Source organism: Aeromonas sp. 604443, assembly GCF_049170315.1.
In the GTDB taxonomy this organism is placed as follows: domain Bacteria; phylum Pseudomonadota; class Gammaproteobacteria; order Enterobacterales; family Aeromonadaceae; genus Aeromonas; species Aeromonas veronii_A.
In genome coordinates this window covers 68,319-83,374 of sequence record NZ_JAAKMI010000016.1, presented here as the reverse complement: position 1 = coordinate 83,374, position 15,056 = coordinate 68,319, and the positions used below count along the sequence as shown (strand labels likewise).

12 protein-coding genes and 1 tRNA gene are annotated in these 15,056 nt (G+C 58.3%); 4 read left to right on the top strand and 9 right to left on the bottom strand.

Annotation, left to right across the window (positions count from 1 at the left end; translation table 11 throughout):
- Nucleotides 1-11: 11 nt before the first annotated feature.
- The 6 genes from G5380_RS18255 to tadA form a co-directional block, all read right to left on the bottom strand.
- Entirely contained in the window at nucleotides 12-1,331 is a 1,320-nt protein-coding gene (locus G5380_RS18255; protein ID WP_005334094.1) for a hemolysin family protein, read from the bottom strand.
- Between the two features lie 190 nt (nucleotides 1,332-1,521).
- Nucleotides 1,522-2,232, bottom strand: coding sequence for a phosphate signaling complex protein PhoU (gene phoU, locus G5380_RS18250; protein ID WP_005334097.1), 711 nt, complete (start codon nucleotides 2,230-2,232; stop codon nucleotides 1,522-1,524).
- Nucleotides 2,233-2,339: 107 nt separating this feature from the next.
- On the bottom strand, nucleotides 2,340-3,158 hold the full coding sequence (gene pstB, locus G5380_RS18245) for a phosphate ABC transporter ATP-binding protein PstB (protein ID WP_216954080.1): 819 nt from the start codon (nucleotides 3,156-3,158) through the stop codon (nucleotides 2,340-2,342).
- A 110-nt stretch (nucleotides 3,159-3,268) separates the two neighbouring features.
- Nucleotides 3,269-4,918, bottom strand: a complete 1,650-nt coding sequence (gene pstA / locus G5380_RS18240; protein WP_042012620.1) for a phosphate ABC transporter permease PstA — start codon at nucleotides 4,916-4,918, stop codon at nucleotides 3,269-3,271.
- Nucleotides 4,919-4,950: 32 nt separating this feature from the next.
- Nucleotides 4,951-7,188: a phosphate ABC transporter permease gene (locus G5380_RS18235; RefSeq protein WP_421352976.1), complete on the bottom strand. Its 2,238-nt coding sequence runs from the start codon at nucleotides 7,186-7,188 to the stop codon at nucleotides 4,951-4,953.
- A 204-nt stretch (nucleotides 7,189-7,392) separates the two neighbouring features.
- On the bottom strand, nucleotides 7,393-7,944 hold the full coding sequence (gene tadA / locus G5380_RS18230) for a tRNA adenosine(34) deaminase TadA (protein ID WP_266133794.1): 552 nt from the start codon (nucleotides 7,942-7,944) through the stop codon (nucleotides 7,393-7,395).
- Between the two features lie 256 nt (nucleotides 7,945-8,200).
- On the opposite strand from tadA, the gene G5380_RS18225 reads away from it, so the two are divergent.
- The 4 genes from G5380_RS18225 (at nucleotide 8,201) to aceA (ending at nucleotide 12,323) form a co-directional block, all read left to right on the top strand.
- Nucleotides 8,201-8,277, top strand: a tRNA-Pro gene (locus G5380_RS18225).
- A gap of 222 nt (nucleotides 8,278-8,499) precedes the next feature.
- Nucleotides 8,500-8,640 carry a hypothetical protein gene (locus tag G5380_RS18220; RefSeq protein ID WP_421204665.1) on the top strand — a complete coding sequence of 47 codons (141 nt, stop codon included), beginning with the start codon at nucleotides 8,500-8,502 and terminating at the stop codon, nucleotides 8,638-8,640.
- 688 nt (nucleotides 8,641-9,328) lie between these two features.
- Nucleotides 9,329-10,936, top strand: coding sequence for a malate synthase A (gene aceB, locus G5380_RS18215; RefSeq protein WP_421352975.1), 1,608 nt, complete (start codon nucleotides 9,329-9,331; stop codon nucleotides 10,934-10,936).
- Nucleotides 10,937-11,009: 73 nt separating this feature from the next.
- Nucleotides 11,010-12,323, top strand: a complete 1,314-nt coding sequence (gene aceA, locus G5380_RS18210) for an isocitrate lyase (RefSeq protein ID WP_005344572.1) — start codon at nucleotides 11,010-11,012, stop codon at nucleotides 12,321-12,323.
- A 106-nt stretch (nucleotides 12,324-12,429) separates the two neighbouring features.
- Here aceA and hda read toward each other — a convergent pair whose 3' ends face one another.
- The 3 genes from hda to upp all read right to left on the bottom strand — a co-directional run bounded on the left by hda (nucleotide 12,430) and on the right by upp (nucleotide 15,030).
- The gene (gene hda / locus G5380_RS18205) at nucleotides 12,430-13,131 is read right to left on the bottom strand and encodes a DnaA inactivator Hda (protein WP_013723920.1); all 702 of its coding nucleotides are present in this window, start codon (nucleotides 13,129-13,131) and stop codon (nucleotides 12,430-12,432) included.
- A 102-nt stretch (nucleotides 13,132-13,233) separates the two neighbouring features.
- Nucleotides 13,234-14,253 (bottom strand): DUF2066 domain-containing protein, encoded by a 1,020-nt coding sequence (locus tag G5380_RS18200; RefSeq protein ID WP_421352974.1) that lies wholly within the window; start codon nucleotides 14,251-14,253, stop codon nucleotides 13,234-13,236.
- Nucleotides 14,254-14,403: 150 nt separating this feature from the next.
- Nucleotides 14,404-15,030, bottom strand: coding sequence for a uracil phosphoribosyltransferase (gene upp / locus G5380_RS18195; protein WP_005334115.1), 627 nt, complete (start codon nucleotides 15,028-15,030; stop codon nucleotides 14,404-14,406).
- Nucleotides 15,031-15,056: the final 26 nt, after the last annotated feature.

Genomic DNA, 15,056 nt, shown 5'->3' with positions numbered 1-15,056 from the left:
TGTCGCTCCTTTTACGATTCCTGAGCTGGCTTCTCGGCCACAGCCGGTTCGACCCGGGTAACCAGCAGCTGATCAATCTTGTAACTGTCGATATCTACCACTTCGAACTTGTAACCGGCGTATTTGACCGAGTCAGTGCGCTTGGGGATCTTGCGCAGCATATACATGATAAAGCCGGCGATGGTCTCGTAGTTCTGGTTCTCGGGAAACTCTTCGATATCGAAGGCGCGCATCACGTCGGAGATGGGGGTCACCCCGTCCACCAGCCAGGAGTTCTCGTCACGCTGGACGATCTGCTCTTCCACCACGTGGGTGGCCCACTCACCCATGACGGTACTCATCAGGTCGTTCATGGTGACGATCCCCACCACCAGCGCGTACTCGTTCATCACCACGGCAAAGTCGCCACGATGATTCTTGAAGTACTCCATCGCCTCATAGAGGTTCAGGGTATCGGGGATGATGATGACGTTCTGCACCAGGTTGCCACCGATAAGGTCGATGCTCTGGCCGCCGATAACGCGGATCAGCAGCTCTTTGGCATCGACAAAGCCCTTGATGCTGTCGAGGTTGTGGTCACAGACCAGAAACTTGTTGTGGGGATGTTCGGCGATCTTCGCCTTGATGCTCTCTTCACTCTCTTGCAGGGTGAAGTAGATGAGGCTCTCGCGGGCCGTCATGGCAGAGGTGACACCAAGGGACTGCAACTCGAACACGTTCTCGATGAGCTGATGCTCCTCGCGCTGGATAACCCCCGCCTCGGCACCGGCATCCATCACCGCATAGATATCGTCGGAGGTGATCTCGTCGTTACGCACCGTGGAGACGCGCATCAGACGGAACAGGGAGTTCGCCAATCCGTTGAAGACCCACACCAGCGGCATCAACACGGTGACGAAGAAGAGCATGGGGCGCACCACCACCACGGCAATCTGCTCGGGCATGGTCATGGCCAGACGCTTGGGCATCAGGTCGGCGATCAGGATAAACATGCCGGTGACGAACACGAAGGAGGCACCGGAGCTGATCTCGCCAAGCCAGGGTCCCTGGTAGAACTGGGAGACAATCCCCTTGATGGCGGGGTTGAGGGCAGACTCACCCAGGATACCGCCCAGAATGGCGACGGTATTGAGGCCAATCTGCACCACGGTGAAAAAGTTGCCCGGCTGGGCCTGCAGGGCCAGCACCTTTTCGGCCTGGCGATTACCTTCATCCGCCATCACCTGCAATTTGATTTTGCGAGACGCGGCGAGAGAGATCTCGGAGAGGGAGAAGAACACACTGCCGCCAACCAGCAGCATTAAAAAGAACAAACTATCGGCAAAACTCATGATTAACCTATTGCTACACCCGCCTTAGCACAAGACGGCAAACTGGGCCCGGGAGACCGGACCGTGAGCCCATCCGGGACTCACACAGGGGGAGTATTCTATCAGAAAACAGCCAGTTGGGGGCTTTATCTTACTCCGACCAGTTATGCAACAAAAAAGGCGCTTCACGCGCCTTTTTATTCACTTCCGGTTAGCCCTTGCCCAGCAAGGTGCCCAGATCGTCCGCCTTGGTGTGGCGTACATCCTTGCCTTTCACGTAGTAGACGATGTACTCGCAGATGTGCTGGCAGCGATCGCCGACCCGCTCGATGGCACGCGCCGCCCACAGGACGTTGAGCACCTGGGGGATGGTGCGGGGATCTTCCATCATATAGGTCATCAGCTCGCGGATGATGGACTCGTACTCGCGGTCTACCTTGTCATCTTCCTTGTAGACCGCCAGCGCCGCATCCAGATCCATGCGGGCGAAAGCGTCGAGCACATCGTGCAGCATCTTGATGGTACGACGGCCCATGTTCTCCAGCGACACCAGCGGCGGCTGCGGCTTGTTGGCGTTGTCGGTCAGCATGCGGGCGATCTTGTCGGCCACGTCGCCAATGCGCTCCAGATCGGTGATGGTCTTGATGATGGCCATCACCAGTCGCAGGTCGGAGGCTGTCGGCTGACGCTTGGCGATGATGCGGGTGCACTCCTCGTCGATCGCCACTTCCATCGCGTTGACCTTGTGGTCGTTGGCCACGATCTTGCGCGCCGCATCGAGATCCTGATCGTGGATCGCCGCAATGGCGTCGGTGAGCTGCTGCTCTACCAGACCGCCCATCACCAGCACCTGATTGCGCACGCTCTCTAGCTCGGCATTGAATTGACCGGAGATGTGTTTATTGAGGTTCATATTGTCCATACAAATAATCCTTGATGCTCCGAGTATGCCTTAGCCGTTGAACTGACCGGTAATCTGTTTATTGATGCTCATCATGTTCATATCCATAACCCTTGTTCAACCACGCCTTAGCCATAGCGACCTGTGATGTAATCCTCGGTCTTCTTCTTGGCCGGTGTAGTGAAGATGGTGTTGGTATCCGAGTACTCGATAAGCTCGCCCATGTACATGAAGGCGGTCTGATCCGACACCCGCGCGGCCTGTTGCATGTTGTGGGTCACAATCACCACGGTGAACTGGCTCTTGAGCTCGTTGATCAACTCCTCGATGGTGAGGGTGGAGATGGGGTCGAGCGCCGAGGTCGGTTCATCGAGCAGCAACACTTCCGGCTCGATGGCGATGGCGCGGGCGATCACCAGACGCTGCTGCTGACCCCCGGAGAGACCGAAGGCGTTGTCGTGCAGACGATCCTTCACCTCGTCCCACAGGGCCGCACCGCGCAGGGAGCGCTCGGCGGCCTCATCCAGGGTGCGGCGATCGTTGATCCCCTGCAGGCGCAGACCATAGACCACGTTCTCGTAAATAGACTTGGGGAACGGGTTCGGGCGCTGGAACACCATGCCCACCTGACGGCGCAGGGCGGATACATCCACGCTCTTGTCATAGATGTTGTGGCCGTGCAGCAGGATCTCCCCGTCGATGCGGCAGATCTCCACCAGATCGTTCATCCGGTTGATGCAGCGCAGCAGGGTCGATTTGCCACAGCCTGACGGGCCGATGAAGGCGGTCACCTGCCCTTTGGGGATCTTCATGTTGACGTTGAACAACGCCTGCTTGCTGCCGTAGTACAGGTTGAGATCCTTCACCTCCAGCGCGGTCTGCTCCGGGCTCAGGTTAAGCAGGTCCAGCGCGGTGTGCTGGGTAGACGTAGTCGTTACGTTGATCATCTGTTACCTCAAAATCTGTCGGTGGCGGCGGGCAATCTCATCGCCCGCGGCCGGAACGCTTGGCTGGCAGGGAACCCTGTCCCCTGCCCGTCTCTGTGGTGGCTGGCCTATCAATGTTCCAGCGACCGGAATTTCTCGCGCAAGTGGTTACGAATACCGATAGCGGTCAGGTTGAGACCCACGATCACCGTCACCAGCAGGAAGGAGGTGGCATAGACCAGCGGGCGGGCCGCCTCGACGTTGGGGCTCTGGAAGCCGACGTCATAGATGTGGAAGCCCAGGTGCATGAACTTGCGCTCCACATGCAGATACGGGAAGTTGCCATCCATCGGCAGGGTCGGAGCCAGTTTCACCACCCCCACCAGCATCAGTGGCGCCACTTCACCGGCTGCACGGGCAATCGCCAGAATAAGGCCGGTCATGATGGCCGGGCTCGCCATCGGCAGCACGATGCGCCACAGGGTCTCGGCCTGGGTGGCGCCCAGTGCCAACGAGCCCTGACGGATGGTGCTCGGGATCCGCGCCAGCCCCTCTTCGGTGGAGACGATCACCACCGGCAGGGTCAGGATGGCCAGGGTCAGCGCCGACCAGATCACGCCAGGTGAACCAAAGGTCGGGCTCGGCAGCGCCTCCGGGTAGAACAGCTGATCCAGCGAGCCACCGAGCGTGTAGACGAAGAAGCCCAGACCAAACACGCCGTAGACGATGGAGGGCACGCCCGCCAGATTGATCACCGCGATGCGGATGATCTTGGTCAGGCTGTTCTTGCCTGCGTACTCGTGCAGGTAGACCGCCGCCACCACGCCGAGCGGGGTCACGATGATCGCCATCAGGAACACCATGAAGACGGTGCCGAAGATGGCCGGGAAGACGCCGCCCTCGGTGTTCGCCTCACGGGGATCGTCGGATACAAACTTGCCGATCTGGTGGAACCAGTGACCCACCTTGGCCAGCAGGCTCATGTCGTTGGGCCATACCACATCCAGTACCCTGGACATGGGCATGGTCACCAGCTCGCCACGCATATCCTTGACGGTGATGCTGTCCCGGTCAGCCTGACTGCGCAGTGAGAAGAGCTCTTTTTCCAGCACCTGATAACGATCGTTAAGGGCCTGACGTTCACGCTCCAGCTGAGCTTTCAGCTGATCGGTCAGCTTCTCTTCCAGCTCGGCCTTGCGCTCTTTCAGGCGCAGCCGCTCCAGCTGATAGTTGATGCTGCCGATGTCCCCTTTTTGCAGATCGTTGGCCTGTTCGGAGAGGGCATTGGCTCTCGCCAGCACCCGCTGCAGGGCAGGATGCAGATCCGAAGTCAGCTCGCGGCCATCCTCTTTTACCCCGACGATATAACCGTAGAAGTTACCGTTGGTGGCACGCTCAACCATGGCCAGCTCGGCTGGCTGGCTCTGGGACTTGATGTCCGTCTCCAATACCCAGCGAAAATCGAGGTCGACGAACTCACGGTTGCCGGTCTTGACCAGATAGCGGGTCAGCAGCTCGCGCTCTTCCCCCTCCAGCGGCAGACCTGCGGCGCGCAGTCGCTCCACCGGCACCAGCTCGCGATCGTTGATCTCGCCGATCAGCACGCTCTTGTTGCCGCTGGCGTCCTCCAACTGCCACTCATAGATGGGGTGCGGCCAGAAGTAGACCAGACCACGCCATCCGATCAGCAGCAGCAGACCCAGTACCGCCACCAGACTCAGGCTGACGGCTCCGCCGGTCATCCAGATCCAGGGGGCCCCTGATTTAAACCACTTACCCATTGTCGATTCCTTGTCCATTACAGAGCCGCCCCTTACATCGAGCTGTATTTTTCACGCAACCGCTGACGGACAAACTCGGCCAGGGTGTTGAACATAAAGGTGAACACAAACAGGACGAAGGCCGCGAGGAACAGTACCCGATAGTGGGAGCTGCCCACTTCCGACTCCGGCATTTCCACCGCAATGTTGGCGGCCAGAGTACGCAGCCCCTGGAACATGGAGAAGTCCATGATGGGGGTGTTGCCGGTAGCCATCAGTACGATCATGGTTTCGCCCACGGCACGGCCAAGGCCCATCATCACCGCCGAGAAGATGCCCGGGCTGGCAGTGAGGATCACCACCCGGCTCAGGGTCTGCCACGGGGTAGCCCCCAACGCCAGCGAGCCCTGGGTCAGGTGCTTGGGCACCGAGAAGACCGCATCTTCGGCGATGGAGAAGATGGTGGGGATGACCGCAAAGCCCATGGCGATACCGACCACCAGCGAATTGCGCTGGTCAAACTTGATACCCATTTCGTGGGTCAGCCAGATGCGCGAATCACCGTGCATAAAGGCATTCTCGATGTGCGGGCTCAGGGCGAAGGCCCCCCAGCCAATCAGCAGCAGCACTGGAATAAGCAGGATGGCGTGCCATCCCTCCGGCAGCCAGGACTTGCCACGCTCCGGCAGGTAGTTCCAGACCAGTGCGGTCAACAGCATCCCCATCGGCAGCAGGATCAACAGCAGGATCACCCCGGGCAGCGCCCCCTCTATGATGGGCGCCAGCCACAGACCCGCCAGGAAGCCCAGGATAACGGTCGGCAACGCCGCCATGATCTCCACCGTCGGTTTGACGTATTTGCGCAGCCCCGCCGACATGAAGTAGGCGGTATAGATAGCACCGGCGACACCGAGCGGCACCGCAAACACCATGGCGTAGAAAGAGGCTTTCAGCGTACCGAATACCAGTGGCACCAGGCTCAGCTTGGCTTCAAAGTCGTTGCTGGCGGAGGTGGATTGCCACACATACTGGGGCTCCGGATACCCTTCATACCATACCTTCTGCCACAGGGCCGACCAGGTCACCTCGGGGTGATCGTTCTCCACCGAGAAAAGCTTGAAGGTCTCCCCTTGCTGCATCAGCAACAGGTTGTGACGGGGGGAGATGGCCAGGGCAGAGAGTTCACCCCCTTCCACCGTCTCGGTCAGCAGCTTGGTCTCGCCAGTGGCGTGGAAGAAGCTGATGATGCCGTCCTTGTCGGCACTGATGAAGGCTTTGCGATAGTGCTCGGGGGTCAGAAGATCCACCGCGCCATCGCCCTTGAAGTCACGGATCTGAGTGAACTGGCGTTTGCCATCTTTTGCCACTTCAAACCACTGGGAGATGATGCCGTTGTCGTTGCCCACCAGCAGGGAGGAGGCACCGGAGAGCAGCTCGACCCGGGTCACGTTGGCATCTGGCGCATTGATCTCCAGCACGTTGCGCACGGATATATTGCTCAGGTCATGAATGTCATAGACAGAGAGACGATTGCCTTCCCGCACAAAGAGGATCCGCAGATTGGGGGTCAAAAGCATCTGATCCACATGGCGCGGCAGGGACGGAATGGTGTAGTTCTCACTGCTCCACTCAATCTCGCCGGAGAGGAAGTTCTCCTCACCGCTCATCACCATCAGTACGCCACGACCATCTTCGGTCACGGCGGCGGTCGCCATCTTGTCCTTGGTGGCCTCAAACACCATGGCACTGAGCGCTTTGCCCTGCGGATCGACCACTACCGGCTCCTCGCCAAAGGGATATTGCAGACTGGGTTCGATCACCCGCACATCGTTGGGATAGGAGACCTTGAACGCAGGCTGGACGACCTGCGCCTTGCCATCGGCGAAACCGTAGGCGATCAGCTTCTGACCAGGGGACGGTGGCGCCACCGCAGTGACATCACCGGTGACCTCAGCATGACCAAGGGATTGCCCGACCTTGATCTTGTCATCTCCCTGCACCGCGAAGAAGTTGACCAGTCCTTTATCGCTGAAGCGATAGCCGATCTCGTTCTGCTCTTCCACGCCGAGCCAGGCGGTCTTCCCTGCTGCAGGCAGAGTAAATGAGGCAGTTGGCTCCATGGAGGCGCCATTGAAGATGGGTTTCACCACATAGAGCAGATAAAAGAAGATGAGCAGCAGCGCCACCAGTACCAGGGCTCCGCCTGTGGTGACGCCATATTTGGCCAATTTATCCTTGATCCGGCGTTTTCTACTGCCCGCCATGACCAGGTTTAACGATTCCGATGACATGCAAGACCTCAATGTAAGCTAGGCTTGGCGGCATTATATGGCGGTTGCATGACAGTTTTGTTACATCGAGAGCGCTTTAACCGAGGTTGCTAGTGGAAAAATGGGCGGGGGTCCTTTCGAGGGAAAGTGAACACAATATATTGTTTATAAAGAGATATTTGTGAGAATAATCAGCAAGGGCAGCCTGTGCTGCCCCCAAATGATTCAGGAAAGGGCATCGTTTGATTGTTGCAGCGCCAGTTTGGCCGCCTTTTTCTCGGCGCGGCGACGCTTGAAGAAGGCCGACAACTGGGCCGAGCAGGCATCGGCCAGCACACCGCCGGTCAGCTCGACACTGTGGTTGTGGCGCGGGTCCTGCAAGATCTCGAACACAGACCCCGCAGCACCGGTCTTGAGATCACGTGCGCCGTAAACCACCCGCTTGACCCGGCTATGGATCAGCGCACCGGCACACATGCAGCAGGGTTCCAGCGTCACATAAAGTGTGGTGTCGAGCAGGCGGTAGTTCGCCAGCTGCTGGCCCGCTGCCCGAATTGCCATCACCTCGGCATGGGCACAGGCATCGTGTTCGCTGATGGAGCGGTTCCACCCCTCGCCCACCACCTGACCATCCAGCACCAGAACGGCACCGACCGGGATCTCGCCAATCCCTTCGGCCCGGGCGGCCAATGCCATGGCATGGCGCATCCACTGTTCATCCTGCGCGGTCTGACTCGGAGCCTGACCCAGTGTTTCTGGGACCTCTGATGGTTTCACGCCCATCCCCTCTTTATATTGTTCAATTGTGCCGTTTGCATTCCCGCGACCCTACACCAGTCAGATAATTCCATAGATAGCAGGCATGATAGCTCGCGGAGACAGGGCGGCGATTATGCCAAATCTGCACGTCAGACCCAAGCCGGATCCCGACTGAGCAATAAAGAAGCAATCGGCATCTCTATGATAAAAAAGGAGTTGCACCCGTTTGGCCATGCTATTAGACTTCCTCCCCGTCAGCCGAGTCTGACTCCGTCGGTGTGTAGCGCAGCCAGGTAGCGCATCTGCATGGGGTGTAGAGGGTCGGAGGTTCGAATCCTCTCACACCGACCATTTTCCCCGAGAATAGCCCAGTCAAACGACTGGGCTATTTTTTTGCTTCCGATTTATCCTCCTGACGCCCCCGCCGATCAAGCACAAAAATCACTCAGAACCACTTGAATCTTTTTGCCGAACTCATTAAGATGCGCAACTTTCCGCCGGTAGACAACACAGGGAGGTGGAAACACGAGTGAAGGGATCACTGTCCGGCTTGCGTGCAACACAGGACCAGGCATGAACCAGAACACCGATTTCGCACCCGCCATTACACTTTATTCCGTTCCTCATGACACCCCTTGCCACACCGAAAGCGAAGACGAACAGGTCATCCAGCTGGATGTGATCGATCTGGCCGAACCGGATGATGACTATTGAGCCCGGCCAGATGGCCGCTCAATCACCAGCACATCGCCTGTTCAACGCACTCAGTTTCAGGCCCTTGGCGAGAAATCTGCAAAAAACGACAAACTGCTAATTCTATCAAGGATGGCAGTATTATTGACTAATGTGTCTCACCCTTCCCTCTCCGGCATTCCCCCCGACAACTGATACAAACCTACGTTATTGCGCTTCACTTTCCATCGCTGCAACCTCTGGTGCCAACAGAGCCTGCATCACCACACCAAGTTTAAAACGCACGTTCACCAATCAGGTCTAGCATTAGCAAAACATTCATTACCACATTCAAACGCGCTTTATACGGCTGTTTTGGCAAAGCCTGGAGTTAGGTCGGGATTTGTTTTTGCATTTGTAATTTTATTACGTAATAAGTTACAAAATAAGGGTCAGGGTAACGGCCCAAATTAGCCGTTGTCCGATGGGAAAAAGCAGGAGCATAACCATCTGCGTAGAGCTTTTACACCAACCCAATAAAACAATAAAAAACATCAACTTAACCATATCCAAAAAACAGGTGTTTAAAAAAAACTGTTGACGTACTCAACAATATTTCGCACCTTATCAATCGTGTTACCCCGTTGTTGCGGGAACGTTTCAGGAACAGGGATTCGACTTTAGTCGTAGTTAGTAAGTTCAAAATGTAATTCTCAAAGGAGTGAACCTTATGTCGGCACCGGCTCAGACCCACTGCAGCGCCCGCCTTCGCATCCAGGGCGAGATGCTACCCGAATACGCGCAAATTCTGACGCCGGACGCGGTGGCTCTGGTCTCCGAACTGGCGGAACGTTTTGCTCCCCAAAGAGGGGAATTGCTGAAACAACGTGTGGCACGCCAGGCCCGTATCGATGGCGGCGAGCTGCCGGCCTTCCTGCCGGAAACCGCCCACATCCGTGAAGGTGACTGGACCATTCGCGGCATTCCCGCCGACCTGCAAGACCGCCGTGTGGAGATCACCGGCCCGGTCGAGCGCAAGATGGTGATCAACGCCCTCAACGCCAACGTCAAGGTGTTCATGGCGGACTTCGAGGACTCACTGGCTCCCGCCTGGAATAAGGTGATCGAGGGCCAAATCAACCTGCGCGATGCGGTCAACGGCACCATCTCTTACACCAGCCCGGAAGGAAAGGCTTATACCCTGACTCCCAATCCGGCCGTCCTCATCTGCCGGGTACGCGGTCTCCACCTGCCGGAAAAACATGTCACCTTCGATGGCGAGCCCATCCCCGGCGGCCTGTTCGATTTTGCTCTCTACTTCCTGCACAACTATCAGGCGCTGCTGGCCAAAGGATCGGGCCCCTACTTCTACGTGCCCAAGTTGCAGAGCCATCTGGAAGGGCGCTGGTGGAGCGAGGTGTTCGCCTGGACCGAGGACAAGTTCGGCCTGCCCCGCGGCACCATCAAGGCCACCGTGCTGATTGAAACCCTGCCGGCCGTGTTCGAGATGGATGAGCTGCTCTATCAGATGAAAGATCACATCGTCGCCCTCAACTGCGGCCGCTGGGACTACATCTTCAGCTATATCAAAACCTTGAAGAACCATCCGGATCGGGTACTGCCTGATCGTCAGGTGGTGACCATGGACAAGCCGTTCCTCTCCGCCTACTCGCGGCTGCTGATCAAGACCTGTCACAAGCGCGGTGCGCTGGCGATGGGTGGCATGGCCGCCTTTATTCCGGCCAAGGACGCGGCCGTTAACGAGCAGGTCTTCGCCAAGGTCAAGGCCGACAAGGAGCGCGAAGCCAACAACGGCCACGACGGTACCTGGGTCGCCCACCCTGGCCTAGCTGATACCGCCATGGCGGTGTTCAACGCCACCATTGCGGCTGGTGCCAAGAACCAGATCGGCGTGCTGCGCGAGCAGGATGCCCCCATCACCGCCACCGACCTGCTGGCCCCCTGTGAGGGCGAGCGCACCGAGGCGGGGATGCGCACCAATATCCGGGTTGCCCTGCAATATCTGGAGGCCTGGATCAACGGCAATGGTTGCGTGCCCATCTACGGTCTGATGGAAGATGCCGCCACCGCCGAGATCTCCCGCACCTCCATCTGGCAGTGGATCCGCCACGGCAAGAGCCTGTCGAACGGCAAGGTGGTGACTAAGGAGCTGTTCCGCCAGATGCTGGCCGAGGAGCTGGAGGTGGTCAAAGCCGAGGTGGGCACCACGCGCTGGCAGACAGGACGCTTTGCCGAGGCAGGCGAACTGATGGAAGAGATCACCTGCGCCGATACCCTGATCGATTTTCTGACGCTGCCCGGTTACGAGCGGCTCTGAATCACGGGCCCCCAGCGGGGCTCGCCAATAACAAGTCAATGGAAACGTGAAATCAATGAAAGAGGGAACTGATATGGCACTGACCCGTGAGCAACAGATCCAGGCTATCGAGAAAGACTGGGCGGAAAACCCCCGCTGGAAAGGGATCAAACGCGGCTACAGCGCCGAAGATGTGGTGAACCTGCGCGGCAGCTTGCAGCCGGTGCACACCCTGGCCCAGCGTGGAGCCGACAAGCTGTGGGGTCTGATCCACGGCGACGCCAAGAAAGGCTACGTCAACTGCCTCGGCGCCCTTACCGGTGGTCAGGCAGTGCAGCAGGCCAAGGCGGGGATCGAGGCGATCTACCTCTCCGGCTGGCAGGTGGCGGCGGACAACAACTTGTCCTCCACCATGTATCCGGATCAGTCCCTCTACCCGGCCAACTCGGTACCGTCCGTGGTGGAGCGCATCAACAACTCCTTCGCCCGTGCCGACCAGATCCAGTGGGCCAACAAGGTAGGACCTCAGGATGAGGGCTTTATCGACTACTTCCTGCCGATCGTGGCTGATGCGGAAGCCGGTTTCGGCGGTGTGCTGAACGCCTTCGAACTGATGAAGGGGATGATTGAAGCGGGCGCCGCTGGCGTGCACTTCGAAGATCAGCTCGCTTCGGTCAAGAAGTGCGGTCATATGGGTGGCAAAGTGCTGGTACCGACTCAGGAAGCGGTGCAGAAGCTGGTTGCTGCCCGTCTGGCAGCCGATGTGTGCGGCACCACCACCCTGGTGATCGCCCGTACCGACGCCAACGCCGCTGACCTGTTGACCACCGACGCCGACCCGTACGATGCAGACTTCCTGACTGGTGAGCGCACTGCTGAAGGATTCTACAAGGTGCGTGCCGGTATCGATCAGGCCATCGCTCGCGGTCTGGCTTACGCCCCCTACGCCGACATGGTGTGGTGTGAAACCGCCAAGCCGGATCTGGACGAAGCGCGTAAATTTGCCGAAGCAATCAAGGCCAAGTTCCCGGATCGCATCCTGGCCTACAACTGCTCCCCGAGCTTCAACTGGAAGAAAAATCTGGACGATGCCACCATCGCCCGCTTCCAGCAGGAGCTCTCCGACATGGGCTACAAGTATCAGTTCATCACCCTCGCGGGTATCCACAACATGTGGTTCCACATGTACGAACTGGCCTACCAGTACGCCCGTGGCGAAGGGATGAAGCACTACGTCGAGATGGTGCAGGAGCCGGAATTTGCTGCCGCCAGCCGTGGCTACACCTTCGTGGCCCACCAGCAGGAGGTCGGTACCGGTTACTTCGACAAGGTGACTACCGTGATTCAGGGTGGCCAATCCTCGGTGACCGCACTGACCGGCTCTACCGAAGAAGATCAGTTCCACTGATAGACAGAGCCCCCTTGAGATAGCAAAACCCCGGCCTGATGTCGGGGTTTCTTTTTATCTGCCATTCAAACGAAAGTCAGGCCACAACCGCACACCGCAGAGAGGATCAGAGCTCGAGGATCTCTTTGACAAAGGGAATGGTGAGCTTGCGCTTGGCGCGAAATGAGGCGTTGTCGAGCTGATTGAGAGTGGTGAGCAGGGTTCGCATATCGCGGGAGAGTCGGTTGAGCAGGAAGCGGCCCACATCGATGGGCAATTTGAAGCCCCGCAGCTCGGCACGCAGCTGCAGGGCACTGAGCTTGCCTTCATCATCCAGCTCTTCGAGATGGAAACTGACACCCCAGTCGAGGCGCGAAGCGAGATCCGGCAGTTGCAGTCCCAGTTTACGCGGTGCGCTGCAGCCGGTGACCACCAGCGTCCCCTCGCCCTTCTCCTGCCAGCGGTTGTAGAAATCGAACAGCGCCCGCTCCCACACGGCATTGCCGGCGATCGCCTCGAGGCTGTCGAGACAGACCAGCGGCAGGCTTTCGAGGGCATCGAGCATGCTGGGATCGAGCTGTTCAAACTGATCGAGGGAGAGATAGGCCGCCGCCGCATCGCGGGCATTGACCTCGGCACAGGTGGCATGGAGCAGATGAGAGCGTCCGGATCCCTTGGCTCCCCAGAAATAGAGGAAAGGCGATCCCTGACCGATGGCCGCATTCTTGAGGGCGGTGATCAGATGAGCATTGTTGCCGGGATAAAAACTGACGAAGGTTTCATCATCCGGTAGTTGTACGGCTAAAGACAGTTGGGCCGGTTGCTTCACTCGTTGGGCTTTGACTGTGACATTTGTGGCTAAGTGTATCATCGCAAAGGCAGATAGAGAACCGCCCGGACAAGCCGGGCGGTCTACAAAAGCCTTATAAAATCAGGGCTGCGACCATTGGTAACGCAAACCGCTGCCATTATCGTCAACCTTGCGCAAACGACTCTCAAGTTGCAGCGCCCGTACCAGCTCGGCCTGATCCCCTTGCAGGGTAAAGTTGAAGGTGACCTGGTCCCCCTCCAGCTTGCCGATCGCCACCTTGCTGACGTTGGCCATCCCCTGCAGCATCTTCTGCACGGCGATCATGCTGTCCACTTCGGAGAGGCCATCTACCACTAGGGTCTGGCTGGTTGCCGGACCCGAGATACGGGCACCGTAGTTTTTCACCAGCCAGGCCGCTAGGGTATCAGCAAACCCTTGCGCCACTTCGGCCTGAGTGCCGGTGCTATTGCCACGGGTCAGCTCGGCCACTTCACCGGCCGCCTTGGGGCCGTAGAGTCCCCAATCGATGCTCCACTTGTCACCTTCTGGTGTCAGCTTGCCCAGCACCACCATCTCGGCGCCATAGCGCTGGCTTGCCTGCAAAATCGGGTCGGCAAAGCGTCCCCAGACGTCGGTGGCACTGACCGCCATGTTGTCATCGAGATCCATCAGCGGAATGCTGATGGGCAGCCCCAACGTCTGGGCCTGCTCGCGCAAGGCTTGCGCCCAACCATCGCTGGATTGATCCGCCAGCAAGCGACGCTCACCCTGATCCACCACCAGCCAGATGGCCATTTGGGGACGAGCCGGGCCAAGCAGGGCAAACTGGCTCTCGGAGACCAGGCTGTTGACCTTGTCACTCTTGAACTCGGCCTTCAGATATTTGACGGAGTCCTGATCCTGATAGCCATAGCTTTTGACATAGTCGCCCGGGGCCGCCAGCGCCTTGACCACCACCGGCTGGGTGAGGATGTCGCGCTTGCCGGTCACCTTGATCAGCACCTGACCCAGTGCCTTCCCTTGAGCGGCCACCATGTCACCACTGGTCGGGGCCTTGCCCTGATAGAGGTCGGTCACCTGAGCGGCCGAGGCCATGAATGACAAGCCGCAGCAGAGGGCGGTCACAACACGTTTGAACATGAACAGAGTCTCGAAATGGGAGAGTGTGCTTATGGTAGCGGCAAGGCGCATCCTGCGGCAAGGCTGGCACAAGCGGCCACAAACAGCAGAGCCGGCGATGCGCCGGCTCCGATCACCCCTTCCACATGGGAAGCGGGTCAAGGCATTAACTTATTTGGTACCGAAGATCTTGTCGCCTGCATCGCCCAGACCCGGCACGATGTAGCCTTTCTCGTTCAGCCCCTGGTCGACAGAAGCGCAATAGAGCTCTACGTCAGGGTGAGCGGCTTCCAGCGCCTTGATCCCTTCCGGCGCGGCAACCAGTACCAACACCTTGATGGATTGGCAGCCTTTCTTCTTCAGCAGATCGATGGTGGCGATCATGGAGCCACCGGTGGCCAGCATCGGATCGATGACCAGCGCCAGACGCTCTTCGATGTTGCTGACGATCTTCTCGAAATAGGGAACCGGTTGCAGGGTCTCTTCATCGCGGTAGATACCGACCACGCTGACGCGGGCACTCGGCATGTGCTCCAGCACGCCATCCATCATGCCAAGGCCGGCACGCAGGATAGGCACGACGGTTACCTTCTTGCCCTTGATCTGGTCAACTTCTACTGGCCCATTCCAGCCATCGATGATAACCTTCTCGGTTTCGAAGTCAGAGGTCGCTTCATAGGTCAACAAACTGCCCACTTCTTTGGCCAGTTCACGGAAACGCTTGGTGCTGATATCGCCTTCACGCATCAGACCGATCTTGTGTTTGACCAGGGGGTGTTTGACTTCAACGACTTTCATTATTATCTCCTCTAACCTGCCGCAAA